General features: G+C 71.1%; 18 protein-coding genes. 6 read left to right on the plus strand and 12 right to left on the minus strand.

From position 1 onward, the window contains the following. Window positions 1–25 precede the first annotated feature (25 nt). Window positions 26–2,302, minus strand: coding sequence for a bifunctional salicylyl-CoA 5-hydroxylase/oxidoreductase (locus OG841_RS11950; RefSeq protein WP_371564901.1), 2,277 nt, complete (start codon window positions 2,300–2,302; stop codon window positions 26–28). 2 nt (window positions 2,303–2,304) lie between these two features. Continuing rightward, window positions 2,305–3,132, minus strand: a complete 828-nt coding sequence (locus OG841_RS11955) for an enoyl-CoA hydratase family protein (RefSeq protein WP_371564906.1) — start codon at window positions 3,130–3,132, stop codon at window positions 2,305–2,307. Between the two features lie 321 nt (window positions 3,133–3,453). Here OG841_RS11955 and OG841_RS11960 point away from each other — a divergent pair, with 321 nt between their 5' ends. Then, on the plus strand, window positions 3,454–3,906 hold the full coding sequence (locus OG841_RS11960; protein ID WP_328641388.1) for an ATP-binding protein: 453 nt from the start codon (window positions 3,454–3,456) through the stop codon (window positions 3,904–3,906). 3 nt (window positions 3,907–3,909) lie between these two features. Here the strand turns inward: OG841_RS11960 and argF are convergent, their stop codons facing one another. Next, window positions 3,910–4,917, minus strand: a complete 1,008-nt coding sequence (gene argF / locus OG841_RS11965) for an ornithine carbamoyltransferase (RefSeq protein ID WP_328641387.1) — start codon at window positions 4,915–4,917, stop codon at window positions 3,910–3,912. A gap of 115 nt (window positions 4,918–5,032) precedes the next feature. Continuing rightward, complete coding sequence (locus OG841_RS11970) at window positions 5,033–6,256, minus strand: arginine deiminase (protein WP_266558408.1); 1,224 nt, start codon at window positions 6,254–6,256, stop codon at window positions 5,033–5,035. 123 nt (window positions 6,257–6,379) lie between these two features. On the opposite strand from OG841_RS11970, the gene OG841_RS11975 reads away from it, so the two are divergent. Both OG841_RS11975 and OG841_RS11980 read left to right on the plus strand, forming a co-directional pair. Beyond that, entirely contained in the window at window positions 6,380–7,384 is a 1,005-nt protein-coding gene (locus OG841_RS11975; RefSeq protein WP_371564923.1) for an SPFH domain-containing protein, read from the plus strand. After that, window positions 7,381–8,274, plus strand: a complete 894-nt coding sequence (locus tag OG841_RS11980; protein WP_328641385.1) for a hypothetical protein — start codon at window positions 7,381–7,383, stop codon at window positions 8,272–8,274. Before OG841_RS11975 ends, OG841_RS11980 begins: the two co-directional genes overlap by 4 nt. A 41-nt stretch (window positions 8,275–8,315) precedes the next feature. Here OG841_RS11980 and OG841_RS11985 read toward each other — a convergent pair whose 3' ends face one another. The 3 genes from OG841_RS11985 to OG841_RS11995 form a co-directional block, all read right to left on the minus strand. Continuing rightward, window positions 8,316–10,883 (minus strand): polynucleotide kinase-phosphatase, encoded by a 2,568-nt coding sequence (locus OG841_RS11985; RefSeq protein ID WP_371564927.1) that lies wholly within the window; start codon window positions 10,881–10,883, stop codon window positions 8,316–8,318. Continuing rightward, complete coding sequence (locus OG841_RS11990; protein ID WP_371564930.1) at window positions 10,880–12,358, minus strand: 3' terminal RNA ribose 2'-O-methyltransferase Hen1; 1,479 nt, start codon at window positions 12,356–12,358, stop codon at window positions 10,880–10,882. Before OG841_RS11990 ends, OG841_RS11985 begins: the two co-directional genes overlap by 4 nt. Before the next feature lie 155 nt (window positions 12,359–12,513). Continuing rightward, window positions 12,514–13,437, minus strand: coding sequence for an LLM class F420-dependent oxidoreductase (locus tag OG841_RS11995; RefSeq protein WP_371564932.1), 924 nt, complete (start codon window positions 13,435–13,437; stop codon window positions 12,514–12,516). 209 nt (window positions 13,438–13,646) lie between these two features. On the opposite strand from OG841_RS11995, the gene OG841_RS12000 reads away from it, so the two are divergent. Further along, on the plus strand, window positions 13,647–13,817 hold the full coding sequence (locus OG841_RS12000) for a hypothetical protein (protein WP_371564935.1): 171 nt from the start codon (window positions 13,647–13,649) through the stop codon (window positions 13,815–13,817). A 133-nt stretch (window positions 13,818–13,950) separates the two neighbouring features. Here OG841_RS12000 and OG841_RS12005 read toward each other — a convergent pair whose 3' ends face one another. The 4 genes from OG841_RS12005 to OG841_RS12020 form a co-directional block, all read right to left on the minus strand. Then, the gene (locus OG841_RS12005) at window positions 13,951–14,415 is read right to left on the minus strand and encodes a DUF6099 family protein (RefSeq protein ID WP_306975291.1); all 465 of its coding nucleotides are present in this window, start codon (window positions 14,413–14,415) and stop codon (window positions 13,951–13,953) included. 178 nt (window positions 14,416–14,593) lie between these two features. Beyond that, window positions 14,594–14,920: a nucleotide pyrophosphohydrolase gene (locus OG841_RS12010; protein ID WP_328641380.1), complete on the minus strand. Its 327-nt coding sequence runs from the start codon at window positions 14,918–14,920 to the stop codon at window positions 14,594–14,596. Beyond that, window positions 14,917–16,113: an AAA family ATPase gene (locus OG841_RS12015; protein WP_371564939.1), complete on the minus strand. Its 1,197-nt coding sequence runs from the start codon at window positions 16,111–16,113 to the stop codon at window positions 14,917–14,919. Before OG841_RS12015 ends, OG841_RS12010 begins: the two co-directional genes overlap by 4 nt. Before the next feature lie 80 nt (window positions 16,114–16,193). Continuing rightward, window positions 16,194–16,583, minus strand: coding sequence for a cell division protein SepF (locus OG841_RS12020; RefSeq protein WP_326663227.1), 390 nt, complete (start codon window positions 16,581–16,583; stop codon window positions 16,194–16,196). 215 nt (window positions 16,584–16,798) lie between these two features. On the opposite strand from OG841_RS12020, the gene OG841_RS12025 reads away from it, so the two are divergent. After that, the gene (locus OG841_RS12025) at window positions 16,799–18,523 is read left to right on the plus strand and encodes a hypothetical protein (protein WP_371564941.1); all 1,725 of its coding nucleotides are present in this window, start codon (window positions 16,799–16,801) and stop codon (window positions 18,521–18,523) included. On the opposite strand, the gene OG841_RS12030 is transcribed toward OG841_RS12025, so the two are convergent. After that, complete coding sequence (locus OG841_RS12030; RefSeq protein WP_328641378.1) at window positions 18,504–19,019, minus strand: YceI family protein; 516 nt, start codon at window positions 19,017–19,019, stop codon at window positions 18,504–18,506. The genes OG841_RS12025 and OG841_RS12030 overlap by 20 nt on opposite strands. An 83-nt stretch (window positions 19,020–19,102) precedes the next feature. Between OG841_RS12030 and OG841_RS12035 the strand changes: the two genes are divergently transcribed. After that, on the plus strand, window positions 19,103–19,582 hold the full coding sequence (locus OG841_RS12035) for a MarR family winged helix-turn-helix transcriptional regulator (RefSeq protein WP_328641377.1): 480 nt from the start codon (window positions 19,103–19,105) through the stop codon (window positions 19,580–19,582). The last annotated feature ends 58 nt before the right edge of the window (window positions 19,583–19,640 follow it).

Below are 19,640 nucleotides of genomic sequence, written 5' to 3' on the forward strand. Positions count from 1 at the left end.
GATCGTTCCACGAGGCTGTACGCCCTCAAGTGCCCAGTGTGAGACGGGGCTTGGGGGCATCGGTGCGTCCGGTCTGCGGTTGGCGGCTGCCCGCGCGGTACGGGTCCGGCCAGCCGACTCCAGGGCCGTCGTACCCCTGCTCGGCGGCCGCGTGCAGGGTCCAGTGCGGGTCGTAGAGATGCGGGCGGGCCAGTGCGCACAGGTCCGTACGCCCGGCCAGGATCAGCGAGTTGACGTCGTCCCAGGAGGAGATGGCGCCGACCGCGATCACCGGGACACCGGTCTCGTGACGGATCCGGTCGGCGTAGGGCGTCTGGTACGACCGCCCGTAGTCCGGGTGCTCCTCGGCCACGACCTGCCCGGTCGACACGTCGATCGCGTCGGCGCCGTGCGCGGCGAAGGCGCGGGCGATCTCGACGGCGTCCTCGGCCGTGTTGCCGCCCTCGGCCCAGTCGGTGGCGGAGATACGGACGGTCATGGGCCGTTCCTGCGGCCACACTCCTCTGACGGCGTCGAAGACTTCGAGCGGGAAGCGGAGGCGCTTCGCGAGCGAACCGCCGTAGGCGTCCGTGCGCCGGTTGGTCAGCGGGGAGAGGAAGCCGGAGAGCAGATAGCCGTGTGCGCAGTGCAGTTCGAGGAGGTCGAAGCCGGCCCGGGCGGCACGCCAGGCCGCCGCCGTGAACTGCTCGCGGATGTCGGTCAGTTGGGCACGCCCGAGTTCGCGCGGGGTCTGGTTGGAGGGCTTGTACGGGATCGGGGACGGCGCCAGGACCGGCCAGTTGCCGTCCGGCAGCGGCTCGTCGATGCCCTCCCACATCAGCTTGGTCGAGCCCTTGCGGCCGCTGTGGCCGAGCTGCACGCCGATCGCGGTGCCCGGTGACTGCGCGTGCACGAAGTCGGTGATCCGTTTCCAGGCCGCGGCCTGCCTGCCGTTGTAGAGGCCGGTGCAGCCGGGCGTGATCCGTCCCTCGGTCGAGACGCACACCATCTCGGTCATCACCAGCCCGGCTCCCCCGAGAGCCCGGGCGCCCAGGTGGACCAGGTGGAAGTCGCCGGGGATGCCGTCGGTGGCGGAGTACATGTCCATCGGCGAGACCACGACCCGGTTGCGCAGGGTCAGACCGCGCAGCCGGAACGGGGTGAACATCGGGGGCGTGCCCGGCGCACAGCCGAACTCGCGTTCCACGGCCCCGGTGAAGCGTGCGTCGCGCAGGCGGAGGTTGTCGTGGGTGACGCGGCGGCTGCGGGTGAGCAGGTTGAAGGCGAACTGGCGGGGCGGCTGGTCGAGGTACAGGCCGAGGTTCTCGAACCACTCGAGGCTGGCGCGGGCGGCGCGCTGCGTGGAGGCGACGACGGGTTTGCGCTCCGTCTCGTAGGCCGCCAACGCACCTTCCAGCGAAGGCTGTTCCTCCAGGCAGGCGGCCAGGGCGAGGGCGTCCTCGACGGCGAGCTTGGTGCCGGATCCGATGGAGAAGTGGGCGGTGTGGGCCGCGTCGCCGAGCAGCACGGTGTTGCCGTGCGACCAGTGGTCGTTGACCACCGTGCGGAAGGTGGTCCACGTGGAGTTGTTGGAGCGCAGCGGGCGGCCGCGGAGTGCCTCGGCGAAGATCTTGGCGCAGCTCTCCGTCGACTCCTGTGGGCTGACCTCGTCGAAGCCGGCCGCCCTCCAGACCTCCTCGCGCATCTCGATGATCACGGTGGAGGCGTCGGGGGCGAAGGGGTAGCCGTGGAGTTGCATCACGCCGTGTTCGGTCTCGGCGATCTCGAACCGGAAGGCGTCGAAGGGGAAGTCGGCGGCGAGCCAGATGTAGCGGCAGTGGTGCGGGGTCACATGGGGGCGGAACACATGGCTGTGGCGTTCGCGTGTCGTGCTGTTGACGCCGTCGGCGGCGATGACGAGGTCGTGCGTCTCTTCGAGGCCGGCCGGGGCCACCGTACGGAAGCGCAGGTCCACGCCGAGAGCGCGGCAGCGGTCGTGCAGTATTCCGAGGAGTCGTCTGCGGCCGAGTGCGGCGAAGCCGTGGCCTCCGGAGGTGTGCCGTACGCCCCGGTGCACGATGTCGATGTCGTCCCAGCGGACGAAGTCGGACTGCATCGCCTCGTAGACCACCGGGTCCGCGTGTTCGATGCCGCCAAGGGTCTCGTCGGAGAGGACCACGCCGAAGCCGAAGGTGTCGTCGGGGGCGTTGCGCTCCCACACGGTGACCTCACGCCCGGGGTCGAGCCGCTTCAGCAGAGCTGCCGCGTACAGCCCACCGGGGCCGCCGCCGATGATCGCGATGCGGGGGACGGAGAGGGACATGATCACCGTCCCTGCCATTTCGGCGGTCGCTTCTCCGTGAACGCCGCGTGGAACTCCCGGTAGTCCTCGCCGTTCATCAGGAGGGCCTGCGTCGAGGCGTCCAGTTCCACCGAAGCGGCCAACGGCATGTCCAGCTCCGCCGTCAGCAGGGCCTTCGTCTGGGCGTACGCCAGTGCCGGGCCCTCGGCCAGACGGCGGGCCAGGCGGGCGGCGGCCTCGTCCGCGCCACCCTCCTCGGTCAGTTCGCTGATCAGGCCGATGCGCTCGGCCTCGGGAGCGCGGACCGGTTCGCCGAGCATGAGGAGCCGGGTGGCATGACCGAGGCCGACCACGCGCGGCAGCAGATACGCCGCGCCCATGTCTCCGCCGGACAGGCCGACCCGGGTGAAGAGGAAGGCGAAGCGGGTCGAGGGGTCCGCGACCCGGAAGTCGGCCGCCAGGGCGAGGACCGCGCCCGCGCCCCCCGCCACCCCGTGCACCGCCGCGATCACCGGGAACGGACACTCCCGTACGGCCCGCACCACCTGGCCCGTCATCCGGTTGAAGTCGAGGAGCTGGGCGGTGTCCATGGCGAGGGTCGCGCCGATGATCTCGTCGACGTCACCGCCGGAGCAGAAACCGCGGCCCTCGCCGGCCAGGACCAGGGCGCGGACGGACCGCTCGCGGGACAGTTCGGCGAGCAGGTCGCGCAGGTCGGCGTAGGCGCCGAAGGTGAGCGCGTTGAGTTTCTCGGGGCGGGCGAGGGTGACAGTGGCGACCCCGTCGGCGAGGTCGACGCGCAGGTGCCGCCAGTCGGAGGTGCGGGCGGCGGAGCCGGTGAAGGGACTCATGGCGTGCGGCCTCCTCGTGCTCGGACGAAGTGCGAGTGGCGAGGTTCCAGGCGCATCCAGGTGCGCTCTCCCCTCGAAGCTATCACCCCTCTTTGACTGTCGTCACGAGTGCGCGATAAAGCATCCGGATGTGACCTGGCCGGGTCACATCCGTCACGGCTCGTCGACAGACCGGCAACGGCGGGATCAGCCGCGGGAGGCAAGCCGTTGCTACGGGTAAGCCGCCTGCCAACGGGGCCGAAGGTCCCGTACGGCGCCCGCCGGACGACTCTGCCGACGGCGCCGTACCATTCATACGGTTGAAAGCAGGACAGCCTGCTCATGAACGGACCCGCCTTGCAAGATCGCCCCCCGGCCTCCGCCTCCTGGCGCATCGCGCTGCCGCACTCCGCCGCGGCCGTGCCCGTGGCGCGCGCTCTGGTCCGCACCGCGCTGGCCGAGCTGGAGCACGGGGCGGACTGCGACACCGCGGAACTGCTGACGGCCGAGCTGGTGGCGAACGCCGTGGAACACACCTCCGGCGACACCCCGATAGAGCTGGTCGTGGAGTTGCTGCCGACCGGCTGCCAGGTGGAGGTGCACGACCCGGACCCGGCGCCCCCGGGCCATCTGACCCACCCGGACACCAGGGACCCGGACCCCTGGCAGGAGCACGGCCGGGGCCTGCTCCTGATCAGGGCGCTCAGTTCGTCGTGCGGGCACCGCCCGACCGAGACCGGCAAGGCGGTGTGGTTCCGGCTGCCGGTGGTGCCGCGTCAGTGGCATCCGGCGTGACGCTCAGGCCAGCGTCGCCACCAGGACCGCCTTGATCGTGTGCAGACGGTTCTCCGCCTCGTCGAAGACCACCGAGTGCACCGACTCGAACACCTCGTCCGTGACCTCCAGGGACTCGAGACCGTGGGTCTCGAAGATCTCCTGCCCCACCTTCGTACCGAGGTCGTGGAAGGCGGGCAGACAGTGCAGGAACTTGACGTCCGCGTTCCCCGTGGCCCGCATCACGTCCGCGGTCACCGCGTACGGCGACAGCGCGGCGATCCGCTCGTCCCACACGTCCTTCGGCTCCCCCATGGAGACCCAGACATCGGTCGCGACGAAGTCCGCGCCCCGCACACCCTCCTCCAGCGACTCGGTGAGGCTGATCCGCGCCCCGCTGTCCACGGCGAGCGTACGAGCCCGCTCGACGACGTCCTGCGCGGGCCAGTAGGCCTTCGGCGCGACGATCCGTACGTCCATGCCCAGCAGCGCGCCAGTGATCAGATACGAGTTGCCCATGTTGAACCGCGCGTCACCGAGGTAGGCGAAGACGATCTCCCGGACCGGCTTCGCGGTGTGCTCGGTCATCGTCAGCACGTCGGCCAGCATCTGCGTGGGGTGCCAGTCGTCGGTGAGCCCGTTGTACACCGGCACCCCGGCGTACGCGGCCAGCTCCTCCACCTTCTGCTGGCTGTCCCCGCGGTACTCGATCCCGTCGTACATACGACCGAGCACGCGCGCGGTGTCCCGTACGGACTCCTTGTGGCCGATCTGCGAGCCGGACGGGTCCAGGTACGTCGTCGAGGCGCCCTGGTCCGCCGCCGCGACCTCGAACGCGCAGCGCGTGCGCGTCGAGGTCTTCTCGAAGATCAGCGCGATGTTCTTCCCGTTCAGGTACCGCGTCTCGGTCCCCGCCTTCTTGGCGGCCTTCAGCTCGGCCGCCAGCTCGACCAGCCCGAGGAACTCCTGCTCGGTGAAGTCGAGCTCCTTGAGGAAGTGGCGGCCGGCGAGGGCGGTCGGGACTGTCGCCATGGGGGCGCTCCAGAGGTGCGTGAACAGACGGACCTTGGAAGTCTATACGACGCTCAGCATTTATATACAGACTGCTGTACGACTATGCGATCGCGCGTTCCCTGAGGGATCCCACCTATACGGCCTCCCGCTCCACCGGACAGCTCATGCAGCGCGGCCCGCCCCGTCCCCGCCCCAGCTCGCTGCCCGGGATCTCTATCACCTCGATGCCCTGCTTGCGCAGATGAGTGTTGGTGGTGGCGTTGCGCTCATAGGCGACGACGACACCCGGCTCGACGGCGAGGACGTTGCAGCCGTCGTCCCACTGCTCGCGCTCGGCGGCGTGCACGTCCTGGGTGGCGGTCAGCACACGGATCTCACTCAGCCCGAGCGCGGCGGCGATCGCGCGGTGCATGTGCTCCGACGGATGGTCGGTGACCTTGAGCTCCTTGTCCCCGACGCCCGGTTCGATGGTGTACGACCTGAGCATGCCGAGTCCGGCGTACTGGGTGAAGGTGTCGCCGTCGACCATCGTCATCACGGTGTCGAGATGCATGAAGGCCCGCCGTTTCGGCATGTCGAGGGCCACGATCGACTGCGCGGAGCCCTCGGCGAACAACTTGTGCGCCAGCATCTCGACGGCCTGGGGCGTGGTGCGCTCGCTCATGCCGATGAGGACGGCGCCGTTGCCGATGACGAGGACGTCCCCGCCCTCGATGGTGCACGGGTAATCGGCCTGCCCCTCCGACCAGGTGTGGAACGTTTCGTCACGGAAGAGCGGATGGTGGCGGTAGATCGCCTCGAAGTGGACCGTCTCGCGCTGACGGGCCGGCCAGCGCATGGCGTTGACGGAGACACCGTCGTAGATCCAGGCCGAGGTGTCGCGGGTGAAGAGGTGGTTGGGCAGCGGGGCGAGGAGGAAGTCGTCGAGGTCCATGACATGGAAGCGCACGGAGGTCGGCTCCGGGTGCGCCTCCAGGAACTCCCGCTTGGTCATGCCGCCGACGAGGGCCTCGGCCAGCTCTGCGGCGGGCAGCGCCTCGAAGGAGGCCCGGAGGTGGTCGGTGGCCAGCGGGCCGTACTCCTTCTCGTCGAAGACGCGGTCCAGGACGAGGGACCGGGCCGCCGGGATCTCCAGAGCCTCGGTGAGCAGGTCGCCGAAGAGATGGACGGCGACCCCTCGGTCGCGCAGCACGTCGGCGAACCCGTCGTGCTCGGCGCGCGCCCGGCGCACCCACAGCACGTCGTCGAAGAGCAGTGCGTCCTTGTTGCTGGGGGTGAGCCTTTTGAGCTCGAGGTCCGGCCGGTGAAGGATGACGCGGCGCAGCCGCCCGGTCTCGGAGTCGACATGGAATCCCATGCCTCCATCCTGACCAACGAGGGGCGTCTTGACCCCTCCGTCCGCCCTGCTTTCTTGTTCTCGTCCCCTTGACGACAAGCACCCCTCTCGATTATCGTCCAATAGACGAAAAGAGGGGGTTCGATGGCCGACATCACCCGGCGCCTCGGCTGGCGCCATCTGCGCGGCGCGCCCACGGCGCACATCCGGCACCACCGCGGCGGCACACTGCTGCACGACGGTCCGGGGCTCAGCTTCTGGTTCCGCGCACTGACGGCCGCGCTCTCCGAAGTTCCGGTGGACGACCGCGAGTTGGCGATGACGTTCCATGCCCGTACGTCGGACTTCCAGGACGTGGCGGTCCAGGCGACCGTGACCTACCGGATCGGCGACCCGGCGCTCGCCGCCGCCCGCCTGGACTTCTCGATCGACCCGGACACCGGAGTGTGGCGAGGCGCGCCCCTGGAGCAACTGGGCACACTGCTCACGGAGACGGCCCAGCAGCACGCTCTCGACGTACTGACCCGGACCTCCCTGTCCTCCGCCCTGGTCGACGGCGTTTCGGCGGTGCGCGAGCGGATCGCGGCGGGCCTGGACGCCGAACCACGGCTGCCGGCCACCGGCATCGAGGTGGTGGCCGTACGCGTGATGGCGCTGCGCCCCGAGCCGGAGGTGGAGCGGGCGCTGCGCACCCCGGCCCGCGAACAGATCCAGCAGGAGGCCGACCGGGCGACCTACGAACGGCGGGCCGTCGCCGTGGAGCGGGAGCGGGCCATCGCCGAGAACGAACTGGCCAGCCAGATCGAACTCGCCCGCCGCGAGGAGCAGTTGGTGGAGCAGCGCGGCACGAACGCACGCCGGGAGGCGGAGGAGCACGCGGCGGCGGACGCGGTACGGGCCGAGGCGGAGGCGACCCGCTCGGTACGGCTCGCTCGCGCGGAGGCCGAAGGGGCGCGCACGGTGGGCGACGCCAAGGCGCAGGCGCAGGCCGCCTGGTTGCGGGTGCACGCGGACGTCGAGGTCGCCACGCTGCACGCCCTCGCCGGAACCCGGCTCGCGGAGAACCTGCCGAACATCGACAGCGTGACGATCTCACCGGACGTGCTGACGGGGCTGCTGGCGAAGCTGGGCGTACGGGAGCCGGAGTGAGTCTCGCACCGCGAGCGGTCCTGGTCCACCGCACCACGGAGTACGAGGAGTTGGTGGCCCACCACGGCACGCACGGCCAGGCCGCCTTCTTCCTCTCCTCCCGGGGCCGGGACATCGCGGAGGTCGCCGAACGCCATGAGCGCACCCGGCGGGCGCTCGCCGAGGTGACCTCCGCGATCCCTCTGACCTGGCGTCAGGCGCGGGTGGAACGAGCCGACCTGGACCGCTTCCTCTTCGCGCCCGAGGACGTCGTGATCGTGGTCGGGCAGGACGGTCTGGTGGCGAACGTGGCCAAATACCTCGCCGGACAACGGGTGGTGGGCATCGACACGGACCCCGGCCGCAACCCCGGTGTCCTGGTACGCCACCGCCCCGGGCAGGCCGCGGCTCTGCTCCCGGCGGCCTTCGACACCACCGTGGACGAACTCACCATGGTCGAGGCCGTCGCCGACGACACCCAACGGCTGGTCGCCCTGAACGAGATCTACCTGGGCGCCGCCGGACACCAGACAGCCAGATACCGCCTGGGCCTGGAGGACGACGGGGGTGTCGTCGAGGCCCAGGCTTCCTCCGGGGTACTGGTGGGGACGGGCACCGGCGCCACCGGCTGGCTCCGCTCGCTCTGGCAGGAGCGGGGCGGCCGGCTGCGGCTGCCGGGCCCGACGGAGGACCGCCTCCTGTGGTTCGTACGCGAGGCGTGGCCGTCCCCCGCCACCGGAACGACCCTGATCGCCGGCGAACTCCCCGCCCGCGCCCGCCTCCGCCTCACCGTCGAATCCGAACGGCTGATCGCCTTCGGGGACGGGATGGAGGGGGACGCGCTGGAGCTGACGTGGGGGCAGACGGTGGAGGTGGGGGTGTGCGGGGAGCGGTTGCGGTTGGTGGGGTGAGGGGTGACCGCCGGATCACCCCTCACGCCCCGACCCGCGGCTCACAGCCGTGGGTCGACCGGCTCCGACTCCAGCGCCAGCACCCCGAACACCGCCTCGTGGACCCGCCACAGTGGCTCGCCCTCCGCCAGCCGGTCCAGGGCCTCCAGGCCGAGGGCGTACTCGCGGATCGCGAGGGAGCGCTTGTGGTTCAGGAACCTCTTGCGCAGCCGGTCGAGGTTCTCCGGCCGGGTGTACTCGGGACCGTAGATGATCCGCAGGTACTCCCGGCCGCGGCACTTGATGCCGGGCTGGACCAGTCGGCCCTCCGGGCTGCGGACCACCGCGCCGAGCGGCTTGACGACCATGCCCTCGCCGCCGCGGCCGGTCATCTCCAGCCACCAGTCGACACCCGCCCGCACCGACTCCGGGTCACCGGTGTCGACGTAGAGGCGCCGGGTGGTCTGGAGCAGGCCTGTGCCGTCGTGCTCCACCAGGCGGTCCAGCAGGGCCAGCTGCTCGTCGTGCGGGAGCGCGGCGAGGCTGCGGCCCTGAACCGCGAGGATCTGGAACGGCGCCAGACGGACGCCGTCCAGACCGTCGGTGGTCCAGCAGTAGCGCCGGTACGCGTCGGTGAACGCGCCTGCCGCGTCGGCCCGTTCGCGCTGCCGGGCCAGCAGGTCCGTCACGTCCACACCCCGGTCGGCCGCACCCCGGAGCGCGGCCAGCGCACCCGGGAAGACCGCGCCGGACGCGGCGCCGACGGCCGCGTACTGCGACCGCAGCAGCCCCGAGGCCTTCAGCGACCACGGCATCAACTCGGCGTCCAACAGGAGCCAGTCCCCCGCGCCGGAGGCGCTGTTGGACGCAGTGAGTTCGGACCACAGGCCCGCCTCGCCGATCGCCGAACGCAGCCGGTCCAGGATCGCCTCCGTCACCGACTCGTCGTCGAAGAACGGGCGGCCGGTCCGCGTGTACAGCGAGCCGGTCGGGCCGTCCACGCCGAAGCGCCTGCGGGCCGTCTCCTCGTCCCGGCAGACCAGGGCCACCGCCCGCGAGCCCATGTGCTTCTCCTCGCACACGACCCGCTCGACACCGTCCTGCGCGTACTGCGCGAAGGCCTCGGCAGGGTGCTCCAAGTACCCCTCGAGGTGGCTGGTGGCCGTCGGTGCCATGGTCGGCGGGAGGTACGGCAGCAGCCGCGGGTCCACCGCGAAGCGGCTCATCACCTCCAGGGCCGCGGCCGCGTTCTCCTCGCGAACGGCGACCCGGCCCGCGTGCCGGGTCTCGACCGCCCGGCGGCCGTGCACGTCGGCGAGGTCCAGCGGCCGGCCGTCCTGCCCGCCGGGCGCCTCCGACTTCAGCGGCTTCGTCGGCTCGTACCAGACCCGCTCCGCCGGTACGTCGACCAGCTCGCGCTCCGGCCAGCGCAGCGCCGTCAGCTTGCCGCCGAAGACCGCTCCGGTGTCCAGGCAGATGGTGTTGTTGAGCCACGTCGCCTCCGGGACCGGGGTGTGGCCGTAGACCACGGCTGCCCGGCCGCGGTAGTCCTCCGCCCACGGGTAGCGCACCGGCAGCCCGAACTCGTCGGTCTCTCCGGTGGTGTCGCCGTACAGCGCGTGCGAGCGGACCCGGCCCGAGGTGCGGCCGTGGTACTTCTCCGGCAGACCGGCGTGGCAGACGACCAGACGGCCGCCGTCCAGGACGTAGTGGCTGACCAGGCCGTCGATGAACTCCCGCACCTCGGACCGGAACTCGTCCGAGACGGCCTCCATCTGCTCGATGGTCTCCGCGAGGCCATGGGTGTGCTGGACCTTGCGGCCCTTCAGGTAACGGCCGTACTTGTTCTCGTGGTTGCCCGGCACGCACAGCGCGTTGCCCGACTTGACCATCGACATCACGCGGCGCAGCACTCCGGGGCTGTCCGGGCCGCGGTCGACGAGGTCGCCGACGAAGACCGCGGTACGGCCGTCGGGGTGGACGCCGTCGACGTAGCCCAACTTGCCGAGCAGCGACTCCAGTTCGGAGGCGCAGCCGTGGATGTCGCCGACGATGTCGAAGGGGCCGGTGAGGTGGGTCAGGTCGTTGAAGCGCTTCTCGGTGACGACGGTGGCGTTCTCGACGTCCGCCACGCCGCGCAGGACGTGCACCTTGCGGAAGCCCTCGCGCTCCAGGCGGCGGATCGACCGCCTCAGTTCACGGATGTGGCGCTTGATGACCCGGATCGGCATGTCGGCCCGGTCGGTGCGGGCCGCGTTGCGCTCGGCGCACACCTCCTCGGGCACGTCCAGGACGATGGCGATGGGCAGCACGTCGTACTTCTTCGCCAGGTCGATCAGCTGCCGTCGGCTGTCCTCCTGCACACTGGTCGCGTCGACGACCGTGCGGCGGCCGGCGGCCAGGCGCTTGCCCGCGATGTAGTGCAGGACGTCGAAGGCGTCCTTGGTCGCGCCCTGGTCGTTCTCGTCGTCGGAGACCAGGCCCCGGCAGAAGTCCGAGGAGATCACCTCGGTCGGCTTGAAGTGCCGGCGGGCGAAGGTGGACTTGCCGGAACCCGAGGCGCCGACGAGGACGACGAGGGAGAGGTCGGTGACGGGAAGAGTCCGTCCCGTGCGCGGGATCTCGGTCATGCCGCCTTCGCCTCCTTCTCGGTCCTGATCACAGCTGTGCTCAATTCAAAAATGGCCATCTGGGTGGGCGGTCCCACCTCCGGGTCGTCCGCTCCCACCGGCCTGAACTCCACGTCGTAGCCGTGTCGTTCGGCCACCGACGCGGCCCAGGCCCGGAACTCCTGCCGCGTCCACTCGAAGCGGTGGTCGCCGTGCCGGACATGGCCGGCCGGGAGCGACTCCCAGCGGACGTTGTACTCGACGTTCGGGGTCGTCACGAGGACGGTCCGCGGGCGGGCCGCGCCGAACACCGCGTACTCCAGGGCGGGCAGCCGGGGCAGGTCGAGGTGCTCGATCACCTCGCTGAGCACGGCGGCGTCGTACCCCTTGAGCCGCTTGTCGGTGTACGCCAGGGAGCCCTGGAAGAGCTGGACGCGGGAGGCCATCCGCTCCCCCATGCGGTCCAGCTTCAGCCGCCGGGAGGCGATGGTGAGCGCCCGCACCGACACGTCGACGCCGACGATCTCGGTGAACTTCGGGTCCTTGAGCAGTGCCTGCACCAACTGGCCCTGTCCGCACCCGAGGTCGAGGACGCGGGCGGCGCCGGCCGCGCCCAGCGCCTCCAGGATGGCCTCACGGCGCTGGACCGCGAGCGGGGTCGGCTTCTCCTCGGTCTCGGTCTCCGCCTCGACGGCGTTGTCGATGTCCTCGACCTCGCTGTCGTCGGCCTCGGCGAGCCGCACCAGCTCCAGGCGTTCCATCGCCTCACGTGTCAGCGACCAGCGGCGGGACAGGTAACGGCTGGTGATCAGCTTCTGCTCCGGGTGCGCGGGCAGCCAGCCCTCGCCGGCCCTGAGCAGCTTGTCGACCTCGTCGGAGGCCACCCAGTAGTGCTTGGCGTCGTCGAGGACGGGCAGCAGGACGTACAGATGACGCAGGGCCTCGGCGACGGTGAGCTGCGTGGACTCCAGTTCGAGGCGGACGTAGCGCGAGTCGCCCCACTCGGGGAACTCGGTGTCCAGCGCGACCGGTTCGGCCGTCACGGTCCAGCCGAGCGGCTCGAACAGGCGGCGTACGAGTTCCGGGCCGCCGCGGGCCGCCACAGCGGGCACCTCGATGCGCAACGGTCGTGTCTGCGACGGGAGTTCGGGCTTGGCGCTGCACACCCCGCGCATCGCGCTGGAGAAGACCGCGCTCAGCGCCACCGCGAGCAGCGAAGACGCCGCGTAGGGGCGGTCGTTGACGTACTGCGCGAGCGCCGCGTCCGGGGCGCCGCCGCGTCCCTTGCCCTTGCCGCGCCTGACCAGCGCCACCGCGTCGACCTCCAGCAACAGCGCCGCCGTGCACCGCTGATCATCCGCCTCGGGATACAGGACGTGCGCCCTGCCGTAGGAGGTGGAGAACGCCTGCGCCTTCTCGGGATGCTTGTGCAGCAGGAAGCCGAGGTCGGTGGCGGGGCGCTCGGGAGTGCCGGTGGTGCTGATCGTCAGAAACATGCGAGTGGCCTCTCCGGCCGGTGGACGGGACGGGAACGCCGTACGTGCGAAGGCCCCCGAGGACGGTGATCCCGGGGGGCCTGCAGGACGACGTCCTCAGCTTCGCACGATCCGTCCGACCTGCGCCTTCGATTAATCGAAAGGCGCCGAACCGGTTACGACAGCTGCGACTGGATCTGTGCGGAGATCAGCTCCAGGTGGTCCAGGTCGTCGAGGTCGAGGACCTGGAGGTACATCCGGTGCGAGCCCGCGTCGGCATAGCGGCCGATCTTGTCGACGACCTCGGCCGGGGTGCCGGCCAGGCCGTTGGCCTTGAGCTCCTCGACCTCGCGGCCGATCGCGGCGGCACGGCGGGCGACCTCCTGGTCGTCCTTGCCGACGCAGACGACGAGCGCGTTGGAGAAGGTGATCGCGTCGGCGGCGCGGCCCGCCTCCTGGGCGGCGGCCCGGACCCGGCCGAACTGCGTCTCGCTGTCCTCGGGCGAGCCGAACGGCATGTTGAACTCATCGGCGTAGCGGGCGGCCAGACGCGGGGTGCGGGTCGCGCCCTGGCCGCCGATCAGCACGGGGATCCGGCTCTGGGCGGGCTTGGGCAGCGCGGGCGACTTCGTGAGGTCGTAGTGCTCGCCGTGGAAGTCGAAGGTCTTGCCGGGCTCGGTGGCCCACAGGCCGGTGATGATCTCCAGCTGTTCCTCCAGGCGGGGGAACTTCTCCTTCGGGAACGGGATGCCGTACGCCGCGTGCTCCTCCTCGAACCAGCCGGCGCCCAGGCCCAGTTCGACGCGGCCGCCGGACATCTGGTCGACCTGGGCGACCTGGATGGCGAGGACGCCGGGGAGCCGGAAGGTGGCCGCGGTCATCAGGGTGCCGAGGCGAATGCGCTTGGTCTCACGGGCGAGGCCGGCGAGGGTGATCCAGGCGTCGGTGGGGCCGGGGAGGCCGTCGGCGTCGCCCATCTTCAGGTAGTGGTCGGAACGGAAGAACGCGTCGAAGCCGAGGTCCTCGGTGGCCTTGGCCACGGTGAGGAGGGTGTCGTAGCTCGCGCCCTGCTGGGGCTCGGTGAAGATGCGGAGATCCATGGCTCCATCCTGCACGCAGGAGTGCGCCGTGGTCCCATCGGTCCCCGGCGGGCGACGTTTCGTCAACGATGTGCGCGAGGGTTGGCCGTGCCAGTGACCGGGCCCTTTGGTGATCGTTGGCTCGGGCGGAGCCGGCTTGTCGTCGCCGGTGCGTGATCCGTTACCCGCGTCGGCCCCTCCGCCGGGGTCCTTGGGCCGAGGAGGCCGTCTTGTCCGAAGAAACCGTGCCGCTGACTGCGGGGGCTGGGCAGCCGAAGGGGTTGCTGCAGCAGATGGAGGAGTTGATGGCGGCGCTGAACGCGGATCTTTCGGCGCTGGATGCGGATCTTCAGGGAGCCGGGGGTTCGGGACGGGGAGTCGGCGAGGAGGAGACCGGCTGAGGGTTGTCCGGTGGCTGCGGGCCGGTGGGGGCTGGTCGCGCAGTTCCCCGCGCCCCTGGGTGGCTACAGCTGGGCAGGTGCCGACTGCACCCACTCCAAGGAGCCGGCCCCCACCGGCCCGCAGCCGAAGAACTCACCCCGCCTCCGGCAACTCCTCCCCCCGATCCGCCAGTCTTCGCAGCATCTGCAGCACCCGGTCCCGCGACTCGTCCGCCGCGTCGATCGCTTCCATGCACTGCCAGTACGTCGTCTCGTCGTCCGCCGCGGACGCGAGGCCGACCAGGGCTATGCCCACCTCGCCGAGGAGGCCGCCGAGGTAGAGGAGGGCCTGGCGGGCGTCGCCGAGCTCGGTGAGCTGGGCGGCCCGCAGCTCCGCCATGGCGATGTCGGGGCGGTCCAGGACACCGCAACCGCGGCCCGCCAGCTCGGTCAATCCCAGGGCCTCGCCCCGGAGTTCGGGAGGGCCGGCGACCGCGAGGCGGCTCCCTATCGCCTGGGCCAGGGCCTGCGCCTGCCACACCTCCGCCATGACCTGAGGCGCCTCCCCGCCTCCGGCCAGGGCACGCCTGCTCGTCACGATGAGCCGCACCGCGTCCATCGGCTGCCCCCGTCTGTCCCGGCGTACCCCCGGGCACATCCGCCCGAACCTGCTTGTCCACTACCCAGAGTGAACTCGCTCGGAACGAAAAACCAGAGGTAGACGGAAATCTGTGGACAACAAATCGGTTTCGGATCAACTTTTCATCACGGAGAGTGAAAGAGGACTGAACCCTTCCTTACGGCGCCGGAAACCTCCGCTCGTTCCGGTCGATCTTCGCGTTCAGCGCGGTCAGCGGATCGACGCCGAGCACCTCGCACAACTGGAGCAGATACGCGAGTACATCGGCGATCTCGTCCGTGACACGGTGCGCGGTGTCGGGGTCGTCCATGACCCGCGCCGACTCCTCGGGAGTCAACCACTGGAAGATCTCGACCAGTTCGGAGGCCTCCACACTGAGCGCGGCGACGAGGTTCTTGGGGGTGTGGTACGGCTGCCAGTCGCGGGCGGCCGCGAACTCGGCCAGCCGGCGCTGCAGCTTCGCCACGTCGAGGGGTTCTGTCACGGCTCCAGGTGTACCACCGTGACCCCCTCCACCCCGGCGGCCCACGAGGCGTCGCTCACCGCGCCGACGAGCCGGATGTGTCCGCGCTCGCACATCCGCGCCGCCAGCCGCAGCAGTTCGGCGCGCTGCCGTGGGTCCAGGCTCCGGTCGAGGTTGTCGGCGAGCACGGTGAGCGTCTGCATCGCCGCGGGCACCTCACCGACCGGGTCGACCTCCAGCACTCCGGGCCCGGTGAGCAGCACCAGCGCGAGCGCGAGGTACCTCAACTCGCCGTCGCCCAGCCGCCCGAGCACTGTCCGGCTGCCGTCCCCACGGTCGAGCAGTGCCCGGACCGTCCCGGTGGCCAGGGGTTCGGCGAGGACGTCGGCGACGGGGCCCGCGCATCCGGCGCGCGCCGCGGCGACGAGTTGCGCGTGGCGCCGGCCGCACTCCGTGCGGGTGCGCCACAGGACGTCGGCGAGGTTGTCGCAGCCGCCGAGGAGCCGTCCGGTACCGGTCGGGACGGGCAGGCGCATACGGCCGGGCCGTGGGTCGCAGCCGAAGACGGAGCGCAGGGCGACGACCATCTGCTCGGCGGCGGCGAGGACGCGCCGCTGTCCGTCCGTCTTGCCGGCCACGCGCAGCGGCAACAGGGCGGTGCCGAGCCGGTCGTCGGGGAGCGGGGCGCGGGTGACCGGCGCGGTTCCGGCCGTGTGCCAGGTGGCCTGCACGGCCCGGCGGGAGGGGTCGCGCAGGGCGGTCTCCAGCAGGACGAGCCCGCCGGAGGTCAGCCGCTCCCCCGCGATGCGCAGTTCGGGCTCGGCCTGGACCGCGATGTCGAGCCGGACCGGTCCCTCGGGTCCGTCGGCCGTGCAGCCGATCCGGAAGCCGCGGCGGCGCTGTGCGTCGGGGCGGGCCCGGTCGGGGACGTACGAGAGGGGATTCGGGAACACCTCACCGAGGCTCGCGCCACCGCCGAGCCGGGCGAGTGCCTCGTACGCCCTGAGGGCGCTCGTCTTGCCGCTCCCGCTGGGCCCGGCGATCAGGGTCAGCGGCGCGAGCGGTAACCCGGCCCGCCGGTGGACGGCGTACGCGGACAGCCGCAGTTCGGTGAGACACGGCCGGTCGGGGCGGCGCTCAGCGCCCTGCGACCGCTCCGCGCGCGGCGGAGCCGACTGAGCGGGCACGACAGAGGATGTGGGGGACACACGCATATCCGGACCGTAGGACTCCGCCACCGGACGAACCGTTCCTCCGCGGCGGCCTTCCTACGAACGAGCGAACGCCCCGAGGCTTACGACCCCGGCATGCCCGCGCCCTCCATCAGCCCCGTGACCTCGGTCCCGGCCGGTGTCAGCAGGAACACGTTGCGGTCCACGCGGTGCATTCCGCTCGCCAGGCCGAAGACGACGCCGGTGCTGAAGTCGAGGACCCGCTTGGCCACTTCCGTCTCCGCGCTGGTGAGGTCGAGCAGGACGGGTATGCCCGCCATCAGGGTCTCGGCGACCTCGCGGGCGTCCGCGAAGACGTTGATCCGCAGGACGACGAAGCGGCGCCGGGCCTCGGTCACGGCCTCCGGCATGGACCGGTGGTCGATCGCGGACGGCCATGCGTCGCGCCCGCGCAACGGAACGACCTGGGCGAGCCCCTCCCACTGTTCATCGGTGACGTCGTACCTGTTCACCGGTTGCCCCCGCTCCGACTCGCCTTCAATGCCTGCACCAGCCAATTCTTACGCCAAGTCACCCGTTCGGCCCAACAGCGACACGGTGCGCGACCGCGTCGGGTCACACATCCCACCGCCGTCCGCCGTGCCGAAAGGGGGTTTTACCCGCCTCACACCGGACTCTTGACCTCCGGCGACACCTCGCTCACCGGGTCCGATTAGCGTCCGATGTCGTGCTCCTGGCAGATACTCAGCTGTCGGCACCCGGCCGGCCGACCCAGCCGGCGGTGTCCACCGCCCCGGAACCCCCCACGCAGTGGCATCGCGTCCTGACGCTGCTCGCGGACGTCAGCCTCTTCATCGGCACACGTGAGGTGTGGACGCAGGCGGCCACCCACCGTCCGGCCGTGGCCGCGGTCATCTCCGTCTGCTACGCCTCGATCCTCGTCTGCGGCGTTCTCGCGCTGGTGGTGCGCGGCCGGCGGGCCCTGGCGCGGGTGGACCTGTGCGTGCTGGCGACCGGGCTGACGCTCGCCCTGTGCACGTTCGTCCTGTTCCACCGCGGCTCCGACGAGTCCGTCCTCACCGCCCAGGCGGCGCGCGACCTGGTCGCCGGTCACGGGATCTACGGCCACCCCTGGCCGTGGCTCTTCGGCGGCAACGGCATCGCGCTCACCCCGACCGTCACGGGCGGCTACGACTACACGTACGGCTATCCCCCACTCGCCCCGCTGCTGACCGCCCCCCTGCTCCGGCTCGGCCACGGAGGTCTGCCGGCCATAGCGATGAGCACGGGCGCGCTGCTCGTCGGCACGGTCGTGCTGTGGTGGCTGCTGCCCGCGCCGTGGCGGTCGGCGGCGACCATGGCGTGCCTGGGGTTCTCGATGATTTCCATGTACGGCCGTCTCGGCTACCCGGCGATCCTGGCGCTGGCCCTGCTGGTGCCGGTGGTGGTGCGCTGGCCCCGGATCGGCCGGGGCGGGCGGCTGGGTCCGGCCGGGGTGGCGCAGGCCGCCTGTCTGGGCGCGGCGTGCGCGGCGCAGCAGTTGCCGTGGTTCCTCGCGCCGTTCCTGCTCGCCGGGATCTACGCCGTACGGCGTGGGGAGCTCGGCGCGCGGGCGGCGGGCCTGGTGGTGCTGCGGCTCGGCGGGGTCGCCGCGACCGCGTGGCTGCTGATCAACACGTATTTCATCGTCAGCCAGCCGGTCGCGTGGCTGAAGGGGATCGCGCTGCCGCTGCTCCAGGGCGCGGTGCTGCACGGCCAGGGCCTGGTGGGCGTGTCGCTGTATCTCACGAACGGCAGCGACCGGCTCGACTGGTACGGGTACGCGAGTCTGCTGCTGCTCGCCGGTCTGCTGGCGTTGTTCGTGCTGTTCGTGCGCCGCCTGGGCCCGGCGGCGACCGTGCTGCCGTGGCTGGCCTTCTGGCTGGCGACGCGTTCGCAGGATGGCTATTACCTGATGATGACCCCGCTGTGGCTGGCGGCGGCGGTCACCGCGCCCGCGGCGGAGTTCGCGGGGGCCTGGCAGCCGTTCGCGCTCCGGCTGTCCGGCCCGTACCGGCGTCCGGCGCGGATAGCCGCGGCCGTCCTTCTGCTGAGCCCGGCTCTGGCGAGCGCGGCGCTGGCGGCCACCGGCTCACCGCCCCTGCGCATGGAGGTCACCTCCGTGCGCCACGACGTCCGCACGCTCTCCCGGCTGACCCTGCGGGTCACCAACACGGGCGACGACGCGCTCACGCCGCACTTCACGTTGACCCGGGGTCAGGGCATGTACCCGTACTTCTCGGTCCTGCGGGGGCCGGCCACGCTGCCCGGCCACACGACGGCGACGTATGAGCTCCGGCCGCCCGAGGGGACGTACGCCCTGCCGAAGCGGGGTCAGCGGATCCGGCTCCGGGTGTTCACGTCCTCGCCGCAGACGCTGTCGAGCGCTGACGTCACGCTGCCGACCGTGTGAAGCGGAGCGTGGCGGTGACCGTGGTCAGGCCGCGGATCATGCCCAGCTGATTCCAGCCCAGGCCGAAGTGGTCGCGGTCCACCGAGAACTCGGCGGTCAGCGTGACCGCGTCGGCGCTCGCGTCGCCGAGGCGTGCGGTGAAGGACTGCGGGCGGCTGATGCCGCGCGCGGTCAGCTGGCCGATCACCTGCACCTGGTCGCCGTCGCGCAGCTCGGCGCTGCGCACCGCGAAGGTGATCTCGGGGTGGTTCTCGACGTCGAAGAAGTCGGCCCCGCGCAGGTGCTCGTCGCGCTTGGCGTTCTTGGTGTCGAGGGAGGCGGCGTCGAGGGTCACGGTGCCGACGGCGGACCCGTCGGCCCGCACCTCGCCCTGGCCGTCCACGGTGGCGAAGGATCCCTTCACGGTGACCAGGCCCCACATCGTCTTGTGCTTGAGGGCGACGGTGGTGGCGGTCCGGTCGAGCTGCCAGGTTCCGGTTTCGACGGCGACGGTCATGATTCCTCACTCAGGTGGTCCAAATTTGGATGACATCACGCTAGCCGATACTTCAAATTTGGACAATGGCTACACTTGAATCCATGGCCGACCCGTCCGAATGTCCCTCCGTGTCCGAAGGGCTCCTGCCGCCCGAGCTGCATGCCTGGATGCTGCTGCTGGCCGCGACGGGAGCCGTGGAACAGGAGCTGCGCTCCGCCGTCAAGGACGGTCTGGACGTCTCGCACGACGAGTTCCTGGTGCTGTGCCTGCTGGGCGCGCGCCCCGCCGAAGGGGTGCGCATGACGAAGATCGCGGAGCTCCTCGGCCGCCCCAAGACCCGGCTCACCTACCAGATCGCCTGTCTCCAGCACGCCGGTCTGGTGACCCGGAAGTCGGTGTGCGGCGACAAGCGGGGCGTCGAGGTGGCCCTCACCGAGAAGGGCGGGCGCCTGCTGGCGGAGTCCTCCGGCACCCTCGCCGCGACGGTCAGGGACGCGCTGACCCGGTTCATGGGCGCCGACCAGCGCGAGGCGCTGCGCGCGCTGCTGCCCGATCTCGCCGTGGAGGCGAGGCCGGAGTAGTCGTCGGCGCGGTTGCGGGTACCCGGCCGCTGTCCGCGCAGACACCGAAGGAGGAGTT

The organism is Streptomyces canus, from assembly GCF_041435015.1.
GTDB lineage: Bacteria > Actinomycetota > Actinomycetes > Streptomycetales > Streptomycetaceae > Streptomyces > Streptomyces canus_G.

Excerpts from the sequence above, each read along its gene's own strand:
- OG841_RS11950 (WP_371564901.1), bottom strand. The coding sequence starts at position 2,302 with ATGTCCCTCTCCGTCCCCCGCATCGCGATCATCGGCGGCGGCCCCGGT.
- OG841_RS11955 (WP_371564906.1), bottom strand. The coding sequence starts at position 3,132 with ATGAGTCCCTTCACCGGCTCCGCCGCCCGCACCTCCGACTGGCGGCAC.
- OG841_RS11960 (WP_328641388.1), top strand. The coding sequence starts at position 3,454 with ATGAACGGACCCGCCTTGCAAGATCGCCCCCCGGCCTCCGCCTCCTGG.
- argF (WP_328641387.1), bottom strand. The coding sequence starts at position 4,917 with ATGGCGACAGTCCCGACCGCCCTCGCCGGCCGCCACTTCCTCAAGGAG.
- OG841_RS11970 (WP_266558408.1), bottom strand. The coding sequence starts at position 6,256 with ATGGGATTCCATGTCGACTCCGAGACCGGGCGGCTGCGCCGCGTCATC.
- OG841_RS11975 (WP_371564923.1), top strand. The coding sequence starts at position 6,380 with ATGGCCGACATCACCCGGCGCCTCGGCTGGCGCCATCTGCGCGGCGCG.
- OG841_RS11985 (WP_371564927.1), bottom strand. The coding sequence starts at position 10,883 with ATGACCGAGATCCCGCGCACGGGACGGACTCTTCCCGTCACCGACCTC.
- OG841_RS11990 (WP_371564930.1), bottom strand. The coding sequence starts at position 12,358 with ATGTTTCTGACGATCAGCACCACCGGCACTCCCGAGCGCCCCGCCACC.
- OG841_RS11995 (WP_371564932.1), bottom strand. The coding sequence starts at position 13,437 with ATGGATCTCCGCATCTTCACCGAGCCCCAGCAGGGCGCGAGCTACGAC.
- OG841_RS12005 (WP_306975291.1), bottom strand. The coding sequence starts at position 14,415 with ATGGACGCGGTGCGGCTCATCGTGACGAGCAGGCGTGCCCTGGCCGGA.
- OG841_RS12015 (WP_371564939.1), bottom strand. The coding sequence starts at position 16,113 with ATGCGTGTGTCCCCCACATCCTCTGTCGTGCCCGCTCAGTCGGCTCCG.
- OG841_RS12030 (WP_328641378.1), bottom strand. The coding sequence starts at position 19,019 with ATGACCGTCGCCGTCGAAACCGGAACCTGGCAGCTCGACCGGACCGCC.
- OG841_RS12035 (WP_328641377.1), top strand. The coding sequence starts at position 19,103 with ATGGCCGACCCGTCCGAATGTCCCTCCGTGTCCGAAGGGCTCCTGCCG.